15 protein-coding genes are annotated in these 13,721 nt (G+C 63.9%); 8 read left to right on the plus strand and 7 right to left on the minus strand.

Annotated features, from left to right (window positions below; translation table 11 throughout):
• Positions 1 to 88: 88 nt before the first annotated feature.
• Positions 89 to 3,559 (minus strand): carbamoyl-phosphate synthase large subunit, encoded by a 3,471-nt coding sequence (carB, locus tag DDF70_RS13620; protein WP_114945405.1) that lies wholly within the window; start codon positions 3,557 to 3,559, stop codon positions 89 to 91.
• 206 nt (positions 3,560 to 3,765) lie between these two features.
• Between carB and DDF70_RS13625 the strand changes: the two genes are divergently transcribed.
• The 3 genes from DDF70_RS13625 to DDF70_RS13635 all read left to right on the plus strand — a co-directional run bounded on the left by DDF70_RS13625 (position 3,766) and on the right by DDF70_RS13635 (position 6,400).
• Positions 3,766 to 4,551, plus strand: a complete 786-nt coding sequence (locus tag DDF70_RS13625) for an SDR family NAD(P)-dependent oxidoreductase (protein WP_205772429.1) — start codon at positions 3,766 to 3,768, stop codon at positions 4,549 to 4,551.
• 31 nt (positions 4,552 to 4,582) lie between these two features.
• Entirely contained in the window at positions 4,583 to 4,978 is a 396-nt protein-coding gene (locus DDF70_RS13630) for a GtrA family protein (RefSeq protein WP_114945406.1), read from the plus strand.
• A 177-nt stretch (positions 4,979 to 5,155) separates the two neighbouring features.
• A complete protein-coding gene (locus tag DDF70_RS13635) occupies positions 5,156 to 6,400 on the plus strand; it encodes an MFS transporter (RefSeq protein ID WP_114945407.1) in 1,245 nt (414 codons plus the stop codon).
• On the opposite strand, the gene DDF70_RS13640 is transcribed toward DDF70_RS13635, so the two are convergent.
• Both DDF70_RS13640 and DDF70_RS13645 read right to left on the minus strand, forming a co-directional pair.
• Entirely contained in the window at positions 6,364 to 7,086 is a 723-nt protein-coding gene (locus tag DDF70_RS13640) for a methyltransferase domain-containing protein (RefSeq protein ID WP_114945408.1), read from the minus strand. The genes DDF70_RS13635 and DDF70_RS13640 overlap by 37 nt on opposite strands.
• A 22-nt stretch (positions 7,087 to 7,108) precedes the next feature.
• Positions 7,109 to 7,570: a MarR family winged helix-turn-helix transcriptional regulator gene (locus DDF70_RS13645; protein WP_114945409.1), complete on the minus strand. Its 462-nt coding sequence runs from the start codon at positions 7,568 to 7,570 to the stop codon at positions 7,109 to 7,111.
• Between the two features lie 150 nt (positions 7,571 to 7,720).
• On the opposite strand from DDF70_RS13645, the gene DDF70_RS13650 reads away from it, so the two are divergent.
• Complete coding sequence (locus DDF70_RS13650; RefSeq protein ID WP_114945410.1) at positions 7,721 to 8,140, plus strand: organic hydroperoxide resistance protein; 420 nt, start codon at positions 7,721 to 7,723, stop codon at positions 8,138 to 8,140.
• A 64-nt stretch (positions 8,141 to 8,204) separates the two neighbouring features.
• Here DDF70_RS13650 and DDF70_RS13655 read toward each other — a convergent pair whose 3' ends face one another.
• The 3 genes from DDF70_RS13655 to carA all read right to left on the minus strand — a co-directional run bounded on the left by DDF70_RS13655 (position 8,205) and on the right by carA (position 10,540).
• A complete protein-coding gene (locus DDF70_RS13655; protein ID WP_114945411.1) occupies positions 8,205 to 8,753 on the minus strand; it encodes a cupin domain-containing protein in 549 nt (182 codons plus the stop codon).
• 77 nt (positions 8,754 to 8,830) lie between these two features.
• Entirely contained in the window at positions 8,831 to 9,205 is a 375-nt protein-coding gene (locus DDF70_RS13660; protein WP_114945412.1) for a hypothetical protein, read from the minus strand.
• A gap of 123 nt (positions 9,206 to 9,328) precedes the next feature.
• Positions 9,329 to 10,540: a glutamine-hydrolyzing carbamoyl-phosphate synthase small subunit gene (gene carA / locus DDF70_RS13665; protein ID WP_114945413.1), complete on the minus strand. Its 1,212-nt coding sequence runs from the start codon at positions 10,538 to 10,540 to the stop codon at positions 9,329 to 9,331.
• Positions 10,541 to 10,795: 255 nt separating this feature from the next.
• Here carA and DDF70_RS13670 point away from each other — a divergent pair, with 255 nt between their 5' ends.
• From DDF70_RS13670 to DDF70_RS13690, 4 genes are all read left to right on the plus strand, one after another.
• Positions 10,796 to 11,254, plus strand: coding sequence for a GatB/YqeY domain-containing protein (locus DDF70_RS13670; RefSeq protein WP_114945414.1), 459 nt, complete (start codon positions 10,796 to 10,798; stop codon positions 11,252 to 11,254).
• Positions 11,255 to 11,952: 698 nt separating this feature from the next.
• Positions 11,953 to 12,576, plus strand: a complete 624-nt coding sequence (locus DDF70_RS13680; RefSeq protein WP_114945416.1) for a LysE family translocator — start codon at positions 11,953 to 11,955, stop codon at positions 12,574 to 12,576.
• A 100-nt stretch (positions 12,577 to 12,676) separates the two neighbouring features.
• Complete coding sequence (locus DDF70_RS13685; RefSeq protein ID WP_114945417.1) at positions 12,677 to 13,105, plus strand: low affinity iron permease family protein; 429 nt, start codon at positions 12,677 to 12,679, stop codon at positions 13,103 to 13,105.
• A 122-nt stretch (positions 13,106 to 13,227) separates the two neighbouring features.
• On the plus strand, positions 13,228 to 13,503 hold the full coding sequence (locus DDF70_RS13690) for a hypothetical protein (RefSeq protein WP_114945418.1): 276 nt from the start codon (positions 13,228 to 13,230) through the stop codon (positions 13,501 to 13,503).
• On the opposite strand, the gene DDF70_RS13695 is transcribed toward DDF70_RS13690, so the two are convergent.
• Positions 13,469 to 13,684, minus strand: a complete 216-nt coding sequence (locus tag DDF70_RS13695; protein ID WP_114945419.1) for a hypothetical protein — start codon at positions 13,682 to 13,684, stop codon at positions 13,469 to 13,471. The genes DDF70_RS13690 and DDF70_RS13695 overlap by 35 nt on opposite strands.
• Positions 13,685 to 13,721 lie beyond the last annotated feature (37 nt).

Genomic DNA, 13,721 nt, shown 5'->3' on the forward strand with positions numbered 1-13,721 from the left:
AGAGGTACGAGGCCGCTGTTTCCAGCGCCCTCGCATGTCAACGAAAACTTACCAGAAGCTTCGCAGTTCCAATGTGAGGCCGGATGCCTCAGGCAAAGTATTCCTGAAGCGCCCGGACTTCGAGATCGCCGCTGAGGTATGCCTTGATGCCCTCGGCCGCGGCAATCGCTCCTGCAAGAGTGGTGTAGTAAGGTATCTTATGCAAGAGGGCAGCTTGTCGTAGCGAACGGGAATCCGAGAGGGCGCCTGCCCCTTCGGTGGTATTGAAGACCAGCTGAATATCGCCGTTCTTGATGGCGTCCACCACGTGCGGGCGGCCCTCCAGCACCTTGTTGATCCGCGTCGCCTTGACGCCGTTTTCCTCAAGAAACTTTTGGGTTCCGGCCGTTGCCATGATCCGGAAGCCGATTTCCTCCAGCATCCGGACGGTGGGCAGGATGCGGACCTTGTCAGAGTCGCGAACCGAGACGAAGAGCGTTCCGGTCTTGGGAACCTGGCTGCCGGCGCCGAGCTGACTCTTGGCGAAGGCCACGCCGAAGCCGCGGTCGAGGCCGATCACCTCGCCCGTGGAGCGCATCTCGGGCCCGAGCAGCACGTCCACCCCCGGGAAGCGGGCAAAGGGGAAGACCGCTTCCTTGACGCCGATATGCGGCAGGTCCTTCGGGGTGAGGCCGAACTTGGCCAGGGGCTCGCCGGCCATGATACGGGCCGCGATCTTGGCGATGGGCTCGCCGATGACCTTGGCCACGAACGGGACCGTGCGCGACGCGCGCGGGTTCACCTCAAGCACGTAGATGACACCGTCCTTGATGGCATATTGCACGTTCATGAGGCCGCCCACATCGAGGCCCAGGGCCAGGGCCTTTGTCTGGCGTTCCAGCTCGGCGATGGTCTCGGGCGAGAGCGAACGGGGCGGCAGGGAGCAGGCGGAATCGCCCGAATGGATGCCAGCCTCCTCGATATGCTCCATGATGCCGGCGATGAACACGTCCTTGCCGTCCGCAAGGCAGTCCACATCCACCTCGATCGCATCCGAGAGATAGCGGTCGAAGAGCAGCGGGTTCTTGCCCAGGACCGTGTTGATCTGGCCGGTCTTGTCGTTGGGGTAGCGCGCCTTGATGTCGGACGGGATCAGGCTGGGCAGGGTGCCGAGCAGGTAATCCTCGAACTGGGTCTCGTCGCGGATGATCGCCATGGCCCGGCCGCCGAGCACGTAGGACGGGCGTACCACGAAGGGCAGGCCGAGATCGGCGGCGATCAGGCGGGCCTGCTCCACCGAATAGGCGATGCCGTTCTTCGGCTGCTTCAGGTGCAGCTTGTCGAGCAGACGCTTGAACCGGTCGCGGTCCTCGGCGAGGTCGATGGCGTCCGGCGAGGTGCCGAGAATGCGCACATCCGCCTCTTCCAGCGCGCGGGCGAGCTTGAGCGGGGTCTGGCCGCCGAACTGGACGATCACGCCGTGGAGCGTTCCCTTCGAGCGCTCGGTCTCGATGATCTCCAGCACGTCCTCCTGCGTCAGCGGCTCGAAATAGAGCCGGTCGGAGGTGTCGTAGTCGGTCGAGACCGTCTCCGGGTTGCAGTTGATCATGATGGTCTCATAGCCCGCGTCCTTGAGCGCGAAGCAGGCATGACAGCAGCAGTAATCGAACTCGATGCCCTGGCCGATCCGGTTCGGGCCGCCGCCGAGGATGATGACCTTGTTGGCGTCGGAAGGCGTGGCCTCGTCGGCCGGCTGGCCGGCGAAGGGAGCCGCGTAGCTCGAATACATGTAGGCGGTGGGCGAGGCGAACTCCGCCGCGCAGGTGTCGATGCGCTTGAAGACCGGCCGGACGGAGAGCGCACGGCGCGCCTCGCGCACCTCGGCTTCCGTCTTATGGACGAGAACGGCAAGACGCGCATCCGAGAAGCCCATGGCCTTCAGGTGCCGGAATGCGCCCGGCGTCTGCGGCAGGCCGTGCGCCTTCACCTTGGCCTCCAGGTCGACGATGTCCTGGAGCTGCTCCAGGAACCAGCGGTCGATCTTGCAGGACTCGTAGACCTCGTCATGGCTGATGCCGAGGCGCAGCGCCTGCGCGACCTTGAGGATCCGGTCCGGGGTCGGGGTACCGAGCGCCGCCTTGATGGCGTTCTTGTCGTCGCCTTTGCCCATGCCCTCGATCTCGATCTCGTCGAGGCCGGTGAGGCCGGTTTCGAGCGAGCGCAGGGCCTTCTGGAGCGATTCCGGGAAGGAGCGGCCGATCGCCATGGCCTCGCCCACGGATTTCATGGCCGTGGTCAGCGTCGGCTCGGCGCCGGGGAATTTCTCGAAGGCGAAGCGCGGGATCTTGGTGACCACGTAGTCGATGGTCGGTTCGAAGGAGGCCGGCGTCGCTCCGCCCGTGATGTCGTTGGCGATCTCGTCGAGCGTGTAGCCGACGGCCAGCTTCGCCGCGACCTTGGCGATGGGGAAGCCCGTGGCCTTGGAGGCGAGCGCCGAGGAGCGCGACACGCGCGGGTTCATCTCGATCACGATCATGCGCCCGTTCTCCGGGTTGATCGCGAACTGCACGTTCGAGCCGCCGGTCTCGACGCCGATCTCGCGCAGCACCGCCAGCGAGGCGTCGCGCATGATCTGGTATTCCTTGTCGGTGAGCGTCAGGGCCGGGGCGACGGTGATGGAATCGCCCGTGTGCACGCCCATCGGGTCGAAGTTCTCGATCGAGCAGATGATGATGCAGTTGTCCGCCTTGTCGCGGACGACCTCCATCTCGTACTCCTTCCAGCCGAGCACGCTCTCCTCGATCAGGACCTCGTTGGTCGGGGAGGCATCGAGGCCCCGCTCCACGATGTCGAGGAATTCCTCGCGGTTATAGGCGATGCCGCCGCCGGTGCCGCCCATGGTGAAGGACGGACGAATGATGGCGGGCAGGCCGACCTCGGAGAGCGCGATCAGCGCCTCTCCCATGGCATGCTCCTGGTAGCGCTTGCGGCGGTCGTTCTCGCCGGCGTCCCACTTGAGCTTGTAGGCGGCGATCATCCGCTTCTTGTCGCCCGGATGCATATCCATGGCTTCCATGCGGGCGAGTTCGGCCAGATAGGCGTCCCGGTCGGCCTTCTTGAGGGCCGAGGCATTGGCGAGTCGGGATTTCGGGGTATCCAGGCCGATTTTGGTCATGGCCTCGCGGAAGAGCTGCCGGTCCTCGGCCTTGTCGATGGCTTCCGCCGTCGCGCCGATCATCTCGACGTTGAACTTCTCGAGCACGCCCATCTTCTTGAGCGACAGGGCGCAGTTCAGCGCCGTCTGGCCGCCCATGGTTGGCAGGATCGCGTCCGGGCGCTCCTTCTCGATGATCTTGGCGACGATCTCGGGGGTAATCGGTTCCACATAGGTGGCATCCGCCAGATCGGGATCCGTCATGATCGTGGCGGGGTTCGAATTCACCAGGACGATGCGGTATCCCTCCTCCTTCAGGGCCTTCACGGCCTGCGTTCCCGAGTAGTCGAACTCGCAGGCCTGACCGATGATGATCGGACCGGCGCCGACGATGAGGATGGAGGAGATGTCTGTCCGCTTTGGCATTGGGCCACCCAGGCGTGTCCAGCCGCGCGGCCGTAGAGCTACGGCGCTTCAAGCGCAGCCGGGATGTGATCGGATTGTAGGTTGAGAGAGGCTCTTACACGGACCTTGAGCAAATTCAAAGGCCTGAGCCATGATTTAGACAGGCAATGCCCATGCGGTATGAGGCGCAGGGTGTCGCCCTGGAGGAGAACTGGGAAAAGATGGTCATGACGAAAGAGCCGCGCTGGGCGCTAATCACGGGGGCATCCAGCGGGATCGGCGCTGAATTGGCGCGGGTTTTCGCCGGCAGGGGCTATTCCCTTGTGCTCACGGCCCGCCGGCACGAGCGCCTGGAGGCCCTGGGCGCGGAGATTGGGCAAGCTCATGGAGTTCCCGTCGAGGTCGTCGCTCTCGACCTCGAGGACAGGCAAGCCCCGCAGGATCTTCATGAGCTGCTCCTGGAACGGAAGATCGCGGTCCATACCCTGGTCAACAATGCAGGATTCGGCCTGCGGGGCTATTTCGCGTCTCTTCCGCACGAGAAGCAGCTTGCCATGATCGACCTCAACGTCACGGCTCTGACCTCGCTTTGCCGCCTGATGCTGCCGGGAATGATCGAGCGCCGGAGGGGAGGGATCCTGAACGTGGCCTCCATCGCGGCCTTCCAGGCCGGACCCTCCATGGCCGTCTATTACGCCACCAAGGCCTTCGTCCTGTCGCTGTCCGAGGCTCTGCACGACGAGGCGAAGCCGCATGGGGTGACCGTGACGGCCCTCTGCCCGGGGCCGACCGAGAGCGAGTTTGGCAAGACGGCAGGCCCGAAGGGGACGGGGTTGTTCAAGGGAGGTGCCATGTCGGCCGCCGAGGTCGCCCGCGCCGGGATCGAGGGTTACGAGGCCAGGCGGGCGATCGTCATCCCGGGAGCCGGGAACCGGATCGGGGCCGTCGCGGCGAAGTTCGCTCCACGCTTCATGTCCCGCAGGATTGCCGGGCTTCTGCAGGGAATGAGGTGACGGAGGCTCGGTAAGCCGCTATCGAGAGGACGTGACTGCATCCCGCTCCCTTCATCGTCTCACCCGTCAATTCACCGCCTTCTTCGGGGTCGGCCTGGCGGCTGCCCTGGCGCATTACGGACTTCTCATCGCTCTCGTCGAGGGTGCGGGAACACATCCCGTGCCGGCGACGCTTGCAGGCTACGTAGCGGGAGGGCTCGTATCGTATGTCCTCAACCGCAAGCATACCTATGAGAGCGACCGGCCTCATCGGGAGGCCACATGGCGCTTTGCTCTCGTGGCCTTCGTTGGCTTCCTCGTGACCTGGTTCCTGATGCATGCGTTCACGGTGTGGCTCAACGGTCCTTATCTGCCCTCGCAAATCATCACGACAGGCGTCGTGATGCTGTGGAGCTTCATGGCGCATAAAAAGTGGACATTTGCATAGGCTCCGGGCAAGCAAGGGACCGGTTTGCCAGGTTCCAGGCTTTCAGCGCAGCCCTGGCTTGCATTCCTGCGAGTCCCGCGAATCTTTTTGCAATGCAATATGAATGTCGCAGGGGCTTCCCACAATTGCTCCGCCGCTCATCTCACATCCGCACCGCCTAAAAAGCTTAGGGGCTTCATGTCCGATCTGGCCATTGCCGAGGAAGCCTGTCTCGCACAGGGCAAGGCTCCCGCCGTTCCGCAATCTCGTCTCGCCGTCGCCCTGATCGAACTGGCGCTTGCAGTCGGCAGCTTCGGCATCGGAACTGGCGAGTTCGCCATCATGGGATTGCTGCCGAACCTCGCGCAGGAATTCCACGTCACGACGCCCCAGGCGGGATATGCGATCAGCGCCTACGCGCTCGGGGTCGTGGTCGGCGCTCCGATCATCGCCGTCCTGGCAGCCAAGCTCGCCCGCCAGACGCTGCTCCTCGCACTGATGGCCGTCTTTGCTGTCGGCAACGCGGTCAGCGCCTTGGCGCCGAGCTTTGAGTCCTTCGTGTTCCTGCGCTTCCTTACCGGCTTGCCGCACGGCGCATATTTCGGCGTGGCCGCTCTGGTTGCGGCCTCGCTGGTTCCGCCCAACAAGCGCACCCAGGCAGTGGCACGGGTCATGATGGGCCTGACCGTCGCGACCCTGCTCGGCACGCCGGTGGCGACGTGGTTCGGCCAGATCCTGACCTGGCGGCTTGCCTTCGGCGCCGTCGGCTTCATGGGCGCATTGACCGTGGTGCTGATCTGGCTCTTCCTGCCCAAGGACAAGGTCCAGGAGGGTGCGAGCCCGATGCGGGAACTCGGTGCCTTCAAGCGTAAGCAGGTCTGGTTCACCCTGGGCATTGGTGCCGTGGGCTTCGGCGGCCTGTTCTCCATCTTCTCCTACATTGCCTCGACGGCCACGGAAGTCGCCCAAATGCCGGAAAGCGCCGTTCCGGTCATGATGGCTCTGTTCGGCTCGGGCATGATCGTAGGCAATCTCGTCGGCGCCTGGTTCGCCGACAGGAACCTGATGGCTACGATCGGCGGCGTGCTCGCCTGCAGCGCCGTGGTGATGACGGTGCTGTGGCTGACGGCGGAAAACCCTTACATGCTTTCGGTCTGCGTGTTCCTGGTCGGCTGCAGCGTCGCCATCGGACCCGCGCTGCAGACCCGCCTGATGGACGTGGCAGCCGATGCCCAGACCCTGGCGGCGGCTCTCAACCACTCGGCCTTCAACATCGCCAATGCGCTTGGCGCCTGGCTCGGCGGCCTCGCCATCGCGGCCGGCTATGGCTTTGCCTCGACAGGTTGGGTCGGCGCGGCTCTGGCCGTTGCAGGGCTCGGCGTGTTCGGCCTGTCGCTGGCGAGCGATCAGCGCTCGGCGAAGTCGTCCGCGTCGAGGGCCTGAGCGGGCCGGCCGACGAAGGTCATGCGGGCCTGATTGTGCCCGAGGTTCCTCTCCGCGCGCTCGGGCACGAATCCGGCATCGTCGAGAAGGTCGAGGATCTCCTCCTCACTGTACTGGGCGAGGCCCAGTTCCTCGCGGATCTTGCGGTATTCGGAGAAGGCCGTGCGGGCGAGGCCGGCTAGCGCGGCGCTCATGAAGCCCCCCTGCCATGCGAAGGAAAGCAGCGCCTTGGCATCGGTGAGAGGGCTGATATCAGGCGGGATGACGTCGCCTAGAACCAGCCTGCCGCCGGCCTTCAGCTTCTCGCCTAGGAGCTTCAGGAGCCCTCGGAACTCGTCGAGCGAGAGGTACTGGACGAGCGAGTTCACCACGATGAGGTCGAGCGAGGAGTCCCCGAGGCTGGCGACATCGTCGGTCGCAAGAACCGTGATCCGCTCGTTGCTTTGGAATCGCTCGTTCAGGCGCTCGCGGACGAGCGGCGCGGCATCGCTCAGGTAAAGCCTCGCGCATCTGGCAGCGACCTTGTCGGCCAAAAGCGCCTCGCCGCAGCCGTAATCCAGGACGACGGCATCCGGGGAGGGGATGAGCCCGACGATGTCGTTGGCGATCAGGCGATAATGCAGGAGCTTGTGCCGCTCGTTCACATAGATCGGCGTATCCTGGTTCCAGTAATCGCGCCAGTTCATCGAAAGGCTGTCCTTGTTGACGTCAGGTGTCGTGCGAGAGCGTGGCCGAGTCATGGAGCCTGCGGCGCAGTTTCGCAACCTCTTGGGTCAAGGCACGGGCCTCGTCGGCCGATATGCCCAGCACGCAGCCAACCTGCTGGGGAATCTCTTCTGCCTTCTCGCGCAAGGCATGGCCGGCCTCGGTCAAGTGGATCCTGACCTGCCGCTCGTCCTTCTTGTCTCGCATTCGGCGAACGTGGCCGGCACTCTCGAGACGCTTCAGCAGCGGGGTCAGGGTGCCGGAGTCCAGAAACAGCCGTTCGCCTATCTCCTTGACCGTCAGTTCGTCATGCTCCCAAAGCACCAGCAGGACCACATATTGCGGGTATGTCAGGCCGAGGGGATCCAAGAGCCTCCGATAGGCCCGGCTGAAGGCATGAGAGACGGAGTAGAAGGCGAAGCACAGCTGGTTGTCGAGCGCCAAAGTCCTCGGTTTTCTCGTCATCATCTCCTCCGTGGAACCAACCTACGAAAGAAATAGGTTGCGCACAATTTAATTCGCGGTTACGCCTATATGTAGATTGTGCGCGATTGAATTGCGAGCGTACGATTGATCCGGCGAATTCGCTTGTCCGGCCTTTCAAGGAGCTTCTCGATGACCCCTCTCTACACAGCCCATGCCTCAGCCCGTGGTGGACGTGAAGGCGTTGCCGCTTCCAACGACGGAAAGCTGGAAGTTCGCCTCTCCACGCCGAAGGAACTCGGCGGTGCCGGCGGGGAGGGGACCAATCCCGAGCAACTGTTCGCCGCCGGATACTCGGCCTGTTTCCTTGGGGCGCTGAAGTTCGTCGCTTCGCAGAACAAAATCACCCTTCCGGCCGATGCCCATGTCGAGGCCAAGGTCGGGATCGGCAAGCGCGACGACGGCGCAGGCTTTGGTCTGGTGGTCGAGTTGAAGGCGAACCTGCCCGGTCTGTCCCAGCAACAGGCGACGGATCTGGTGCAGAAGGCCGATGTGGTCTGCCCCTATTCGCATGCCATCCGCGGCAACGTGCAGGTCACGCTGTCGGTCTAACACAACACAACAAGCCGGAGGGGCAAGGGCCTCCTGCCTTTCGGGGCCGGGGGCCTTATCGCGTTCAGGTCCACAGCTTCATGAGCGGCCCGTCCGCACCGTCGACCGGATCGGCATCCGGCAGGGGGACCTGGGCGATCCGCTGCTGCGACATCGTCAGGGCAGCGGGGTCGTCGCGGACCGTGTCGTAATCGGCGCCGCCCGGATATGCGCCGACCACGGAGAAATCGTCGCTCGCGTTGATGCACGCATGAGCGACGCCAGCCGGGATGATCACCACGTCTCCGGCGCTCACGGCCACGAGATCGCCGTCCTCACCGCCGAAGCGGACCTGAGCCGAGCCCGACACGATGCCGAGCACCTCATGGGTGTTGGGATGGTAGTGATGATAGTCGTGAATGCCGTTCAGCCACGCATTCGTCCAGCCATGCTTGGCGAAGGTCGCCTTGAAGCTTCTGACGGCGTCGTGTTCGGAGGGTGAAATCGCCCCGCGGCGCACGATCAGCGGCAGGGAGGAGTTCGGCACGATACCGTTGCTGCGGAAGACGTAGGTCTCCGTGCCGAGCGGCGCGTTGTAGCCTTGTGGATCGCCGTAGCCTTTCGCCTGAGCCATGCTTCTCTCCCTTCGATCGGGGAGGGAACGCTTGGTTCAGGCGAAAGATCGAGCGGGACCTTAAAATCCGGCCGGTTCTACATGCCGATGAACATAGCCGCGACCGCGCGGTCGATCGACAGGTAGAACATCCCGAAGGCCACGACCGCCGCGATGGCGAACTCCACGATCTGGCTCTTGAAGATGCGGAACTTGGCGAAGAGGTTCTGGCCGAAGATCGAGATCAGCCAGGCCGTCGTGAGCACGACCGGGAAGATGAAGAGATACGACCAGGTGCTCTCGACCGGGCCCACATTGCCAGGGTCGATCAGCGGGCGGATGTTGCGCACCCAGGGAGCGTAGAGAGCGGCGTAGAGCGACGTCAGCCAGGAAAGCGTGACGGCGATGCCGAGGTGAAACGTGAACAGGTTGTGCAGTCGGCTGAATTCGCCGGAATCGTCATCGAAATCCATTGGATGAAACCCCCAAACCAAGGTCCGGAATCATTTTGTTTTTATGGTTAATGATCGGTTACCGTGATTTGGGCGGCTGGCGCAACAGACGCGTTTGTCGCGGCGCCAGCCCTCACAATTTTGTTAAGCCCGCACCTTCTTCTGGTCCATCAGCTGCACGAAGCGGTCGAACAGGTAATGGCTGTCCTGCGGGCCGGGGGAGGCCTCCGGGTGGTACTGGACCGAGAAGGCCGGACGGTCGGTGAGCGAGATGCCGCAATTCGAACCGTCGAACAGGGACACGTGGGTCTCCACGGCGTTCTTCGGCAGGGTCTCCGGATCCACCGCGAAGCCGTGGTTCATCGAGGTGATCTCGACCTTGCCGGTGGTCTTGTCCTTCACCGGATGGTTCGCGCCGTGATGGCCCTGGTGCATCTTCTTGGTCTTGGCGCCGACGGCCAGGCTCAGCATCTGGTGGCCGAGGCAGATGCCGAAGGTCGGGATCTTCTCGTCGAGCACCTTGCGGATCACCGGAACCGCGTACTCGCCGGTCGCCGCCGGGTCGCCGGGGCCGTTGGAGAGGAACACGCCGTCGGGCTTGAGCGCCAGCACGTCCTCGGCCGAGGCGGTGGCGGGGACCACCGTGACCTTGCAGCCGGCGCGGGCGAGGAGGCGCAGGATATTGCGCTTCACGCCGTAATCGATGGCGACCACGTGGTGTTTCGGGGCTCCGTCCTGGTGGCCGTAGCCTTCGCCGCGCGTCCAGGTGGTCTCGTCCCAGTCGAAGCGCTGGGCGCTGGTGACGAGGGGCACGAGGTCGAGGCCGTCCATGGAGGGGAGGGCGGCGGCCCGGGCCTTGAGGGCCTCGATGTCGAACTTGCCCTCGGGGTCATGGGCGATGACGGCGTTCGGCATGCCCTTGTCGCGGATCAGCGCGGTGAGCGCCCTTGTGTCGATCCCCGAGAGGCCGACGATGCTGCGGGCCTTGAGCCAGGCGTCGAGGTCGCGGGAGGCGCGCCAGTTGGACGGCTCGGTGATGGTGGCCGCCAGCACGACGCCGCGGACACCCGAGGACGAGGCGGCATTGACGCTCTCGATGTCCTCCTCGTTGGTGCCCACATTGCCGATATGCGGGAAGGTGAAGGTGATGATCTGGCCGGCATAGGACGGGTCGGTCAGGATCTCCTGGTAGCCCGTCATCGCGGTGTTGAAGCACACCTCGCCGGTCGCCTCGCCCACGGCGCCGATGCCGAAGCCTTCGAGAACCGTTCCGTCCTGGAGCACGAGAACCGCGGTCGCGCGCGGCTCGGCCCAGCCACCCGAGGAGGACCCGGTGGTGTCTTTGTCTTGCAGCATCGTCATGATCTCTTGTAAGTCCGGGGCCAACAGGCCGTGCTTGAGCAGGCCGTACCCGGGCCGTCCTTGAACTACCCCCGTGACTTAAGGGGCCGTTCGCGTTCCGTCAACGCTCAAGCGCATCGTGCGGAAAAGTGGATCCGGTTTTCCGCGTCAACGATGCGCCAGACTGAAGAATAAGCATCGGATGGATCCCAAAAGTGGAATCCACTTTTGGGTCCGATGCTGTAGCGACTTAAAACCAAGGAGAACTCCATGCTGCGCGAACGCTTTACCGCCGAGATGAAGGAAGCCATGAAGGCCGGCGACAAGGGCAAACTCGGCGCCATCCGGCTGATTCAGGCCGCCCTCAAGGACAAGGACATCGAGGCTCGCGGCAACGGCAAGGAGCCCCTGTCCGACGAGGAGATCCTGGCCCTCCTGCAGAAAATGGTGAAGCAGCGCCAGGAATCGATCACCATGTACGAGCAGGGCGGCCGCACCGAACTCGCCGATCAGGAGAAGAACGAGGTCGCGGTGATCTCCTCCTACCTGCCGCAGCAGATGGACGAGGCCGAGACCAAGGCCGCCATCGAGGCCGCCATCGCCGAGACCGGCGCCGCCTCCATGAAGGACATGGGTAAGGTCGTGGGCGCCCTGCGCGCCAAGTACGCCGGCCGCATGGACTTCGCCAAGGCCAGCGGTCTCGTGAAGGACATGCTGCCGAAGGGGTAAGTGCCCCGGTCGTCCCCGGGCCGCGCTAGGCTTCGCCCGGGTGTGTGCTGATCCGTCTCTGTCAAAGAGCCAGCACCTTGAGGCCCGCAGCTTGCGCTGCGAGCCTGCAGGGCTCGAGGGAGGTGCGAGAGGCCGCCGGCTCGATGCTAGGGTTGAGTGGAAGAGCCGGACGGCGCCTCGCACGCGGGATTTTTAGGCGTTTCGACTTGGCAGCCCACAGGCACCAAGGGCCTCCTGTCCGCCGGCTGCGTGACCGGCGGGCAGGCCCGCTCCCTGCCCCGACACTCGTGACGCCTCGCGAAGCGCGCCCCTCGGCGGGCGGGAATGGGCAATGATATAGCCGAGCTTGAGCCCGCTGTCAAGAACAAAGTGAGAACATAACGTTGTGCAATCCTCTGACCTCATCCTGAGGAGCAGCGCAGCTGCGTCTCGAAGGATCCTCCAGTGCGCTCGGGAGACGCCCTCGTCCTTCGAGACGGTCTCTGACGTGACCTCCTCAGGATGAGGGCTGTGGGGGTGCCCGCAGACGTGGATGTACATCCCCGGATCAAGTCCGGGGACCGGTGACGGGCAGGGTGTCAGTCCTTGACCTAACGGATCAGGAGAGGGCGTATCCGCTCGTTCACGTCATCCAAATCGTGCTAAGACGGAACGGTTCTCTTTCAAGACGCGGCATCGCGCGCGGGCATCGGTGACACATGAGCCTTGAACTCTGGTTGATCTATCTGGTCGCTGCTGTCGGCCTCTCGCTCACGCCGGGCCCCAACGGGCTTCTGTCGCTGACGCACGGCGTCTGCTATGGCTTTCGGCCCACAATCTATACGGTTCTGGGTGGGGCCCTCGGGTTCTTCGTTCTCATCGCGGCGTCGCTCGCCGGCATGGGCGCGCTGCTCGCCGCTTCCGAGAAGGCCTTCACCATCGCCAAGTGGATCGGCGCCGCCTATCTGGTCTACCTTGGCATCCGGATCTGGCGGTCGCCCGCTTCCGTGCTGGACGTTGGTTCCCGTGACCAGGGGCCGCGCAGGGCTCGGCCTCTGTGGATGTTCAACCAGGGTTTTCTCGTGGCGGTGTCGAACCCGAAGGCGCTGATCTTCTTCGCGGCCTTCCTGCCGCAATTCATGGTGGCGGGCGTGTCCTTTCCCGTCCAGCTCGCCATCTTCGGCGGCACCTTCGTGGTGGTGGAGATCGTGTACGAGCTGCTGCTCGCCGGCATGGCCCAGCGCATCGCACCCTGGCTGACCCGTCACGGCCGCTGGTTCAACCGCGGTGCCGGCGCAACGTTTGTCGGCATCGGGGCGGCGCTGACGACCGCGAGCCGCTGACAGTTGCCATCAGCCTGGAGAGATTCCAGACGTTCATCCCTGAAAGTGAACGGAAAACGAGCTCGACCGTTGTTCTTCTACAAACATTGTTAGATGTGCGATGGACAAACTCTTCGCCAGGTTCGCGACCACGACAGCCAGGGTGACAGGCAGTCCGGCGGCGTTCCTGCTTTGCGTCGTCGTCGTGTTGGCTTGGGCGGTCTCGGGGCCCTTCTTCGATTATTCGGAGAATTGGCAGCTGGTGATCAACACCGGAACGACCATCGTGACCTTCCTGATGGTCTTCCTGATCCAGAACACGCAGAACCGCGATGGCGCCGCCGTTCAAACCAAGCTGGACGAGCTGATCCGGACATCGAATGCCGATGACGCCTTCATGGGAATTGAGAAGCTGACCGACAAGGAACTTGAAGCTCTCCACGAACAGTGCGAGCAGATGGCCAGGCAAACCCAGGCTGCCCTGGAGAAGACCAAGGCGGAACGCGCGAAACGAGCGAAAAGAAATGGCTCGCACCGGCTCAGCGCGTGACGAGGCTCTGGTCGAGCCGTTCGTCGAAGCGTATCATCGATCCATCACCAGCTGATCGAACCCCGTAGGCGCTGGTGGCGGAGAGACCTGTGCTCCCGCCTGCATGGTCGAGGAGCATCCTCATGACCAATCTGCAACAGGAACGCGACGAACTGATCCAGGCCGACCGACACCTCGCCGAGGGCGAGCGCCGGATCGCCGAGCAGATCGACCTGATCCAATGGATGAACAAGCACGGCTACGACACAATCGTGGCTCAGGACCTGCTGCGGCTGCTGGAGGAGACCCTGACGATCTGGAAGGAGCACCGCCAGCTCATCATGACGGCCATCGCGCGACACGAACTGTCCGAGCTTGAGCGTCCTAGGAACCCCTCTCCTCGGCCAAGAGTTTTCTGACGGCCTGAATCTCGCTGGGCGGGTGGGGCAGCAGAGGATCCAGTTCGGCCCCGATCCGGGCCAGCTCCTTGGCCTGATGCAGGGTCTTCTCCCGAACCTGAGCCAGAGTTTGACGGAGGCGCGAGGCCTCGGACAGAGCGGCCTCCGCGCGCCGGAGCAAGGGATCATCCTCGATAGCCATGACGAGACCTCAAGCCGGTTGTCGGCTCTAACGCGAC

Origin of the sequence: Microvirga calopogonii, from assembly GCF_003347665.1 — a bacterium.
Classification (GTDB): Bacteria; Pseudomonadota; Alphaproteobacteria; order Rhizobiales; family Beijerinckiaceae; genus Microvirga; species Microvirga calopogonii.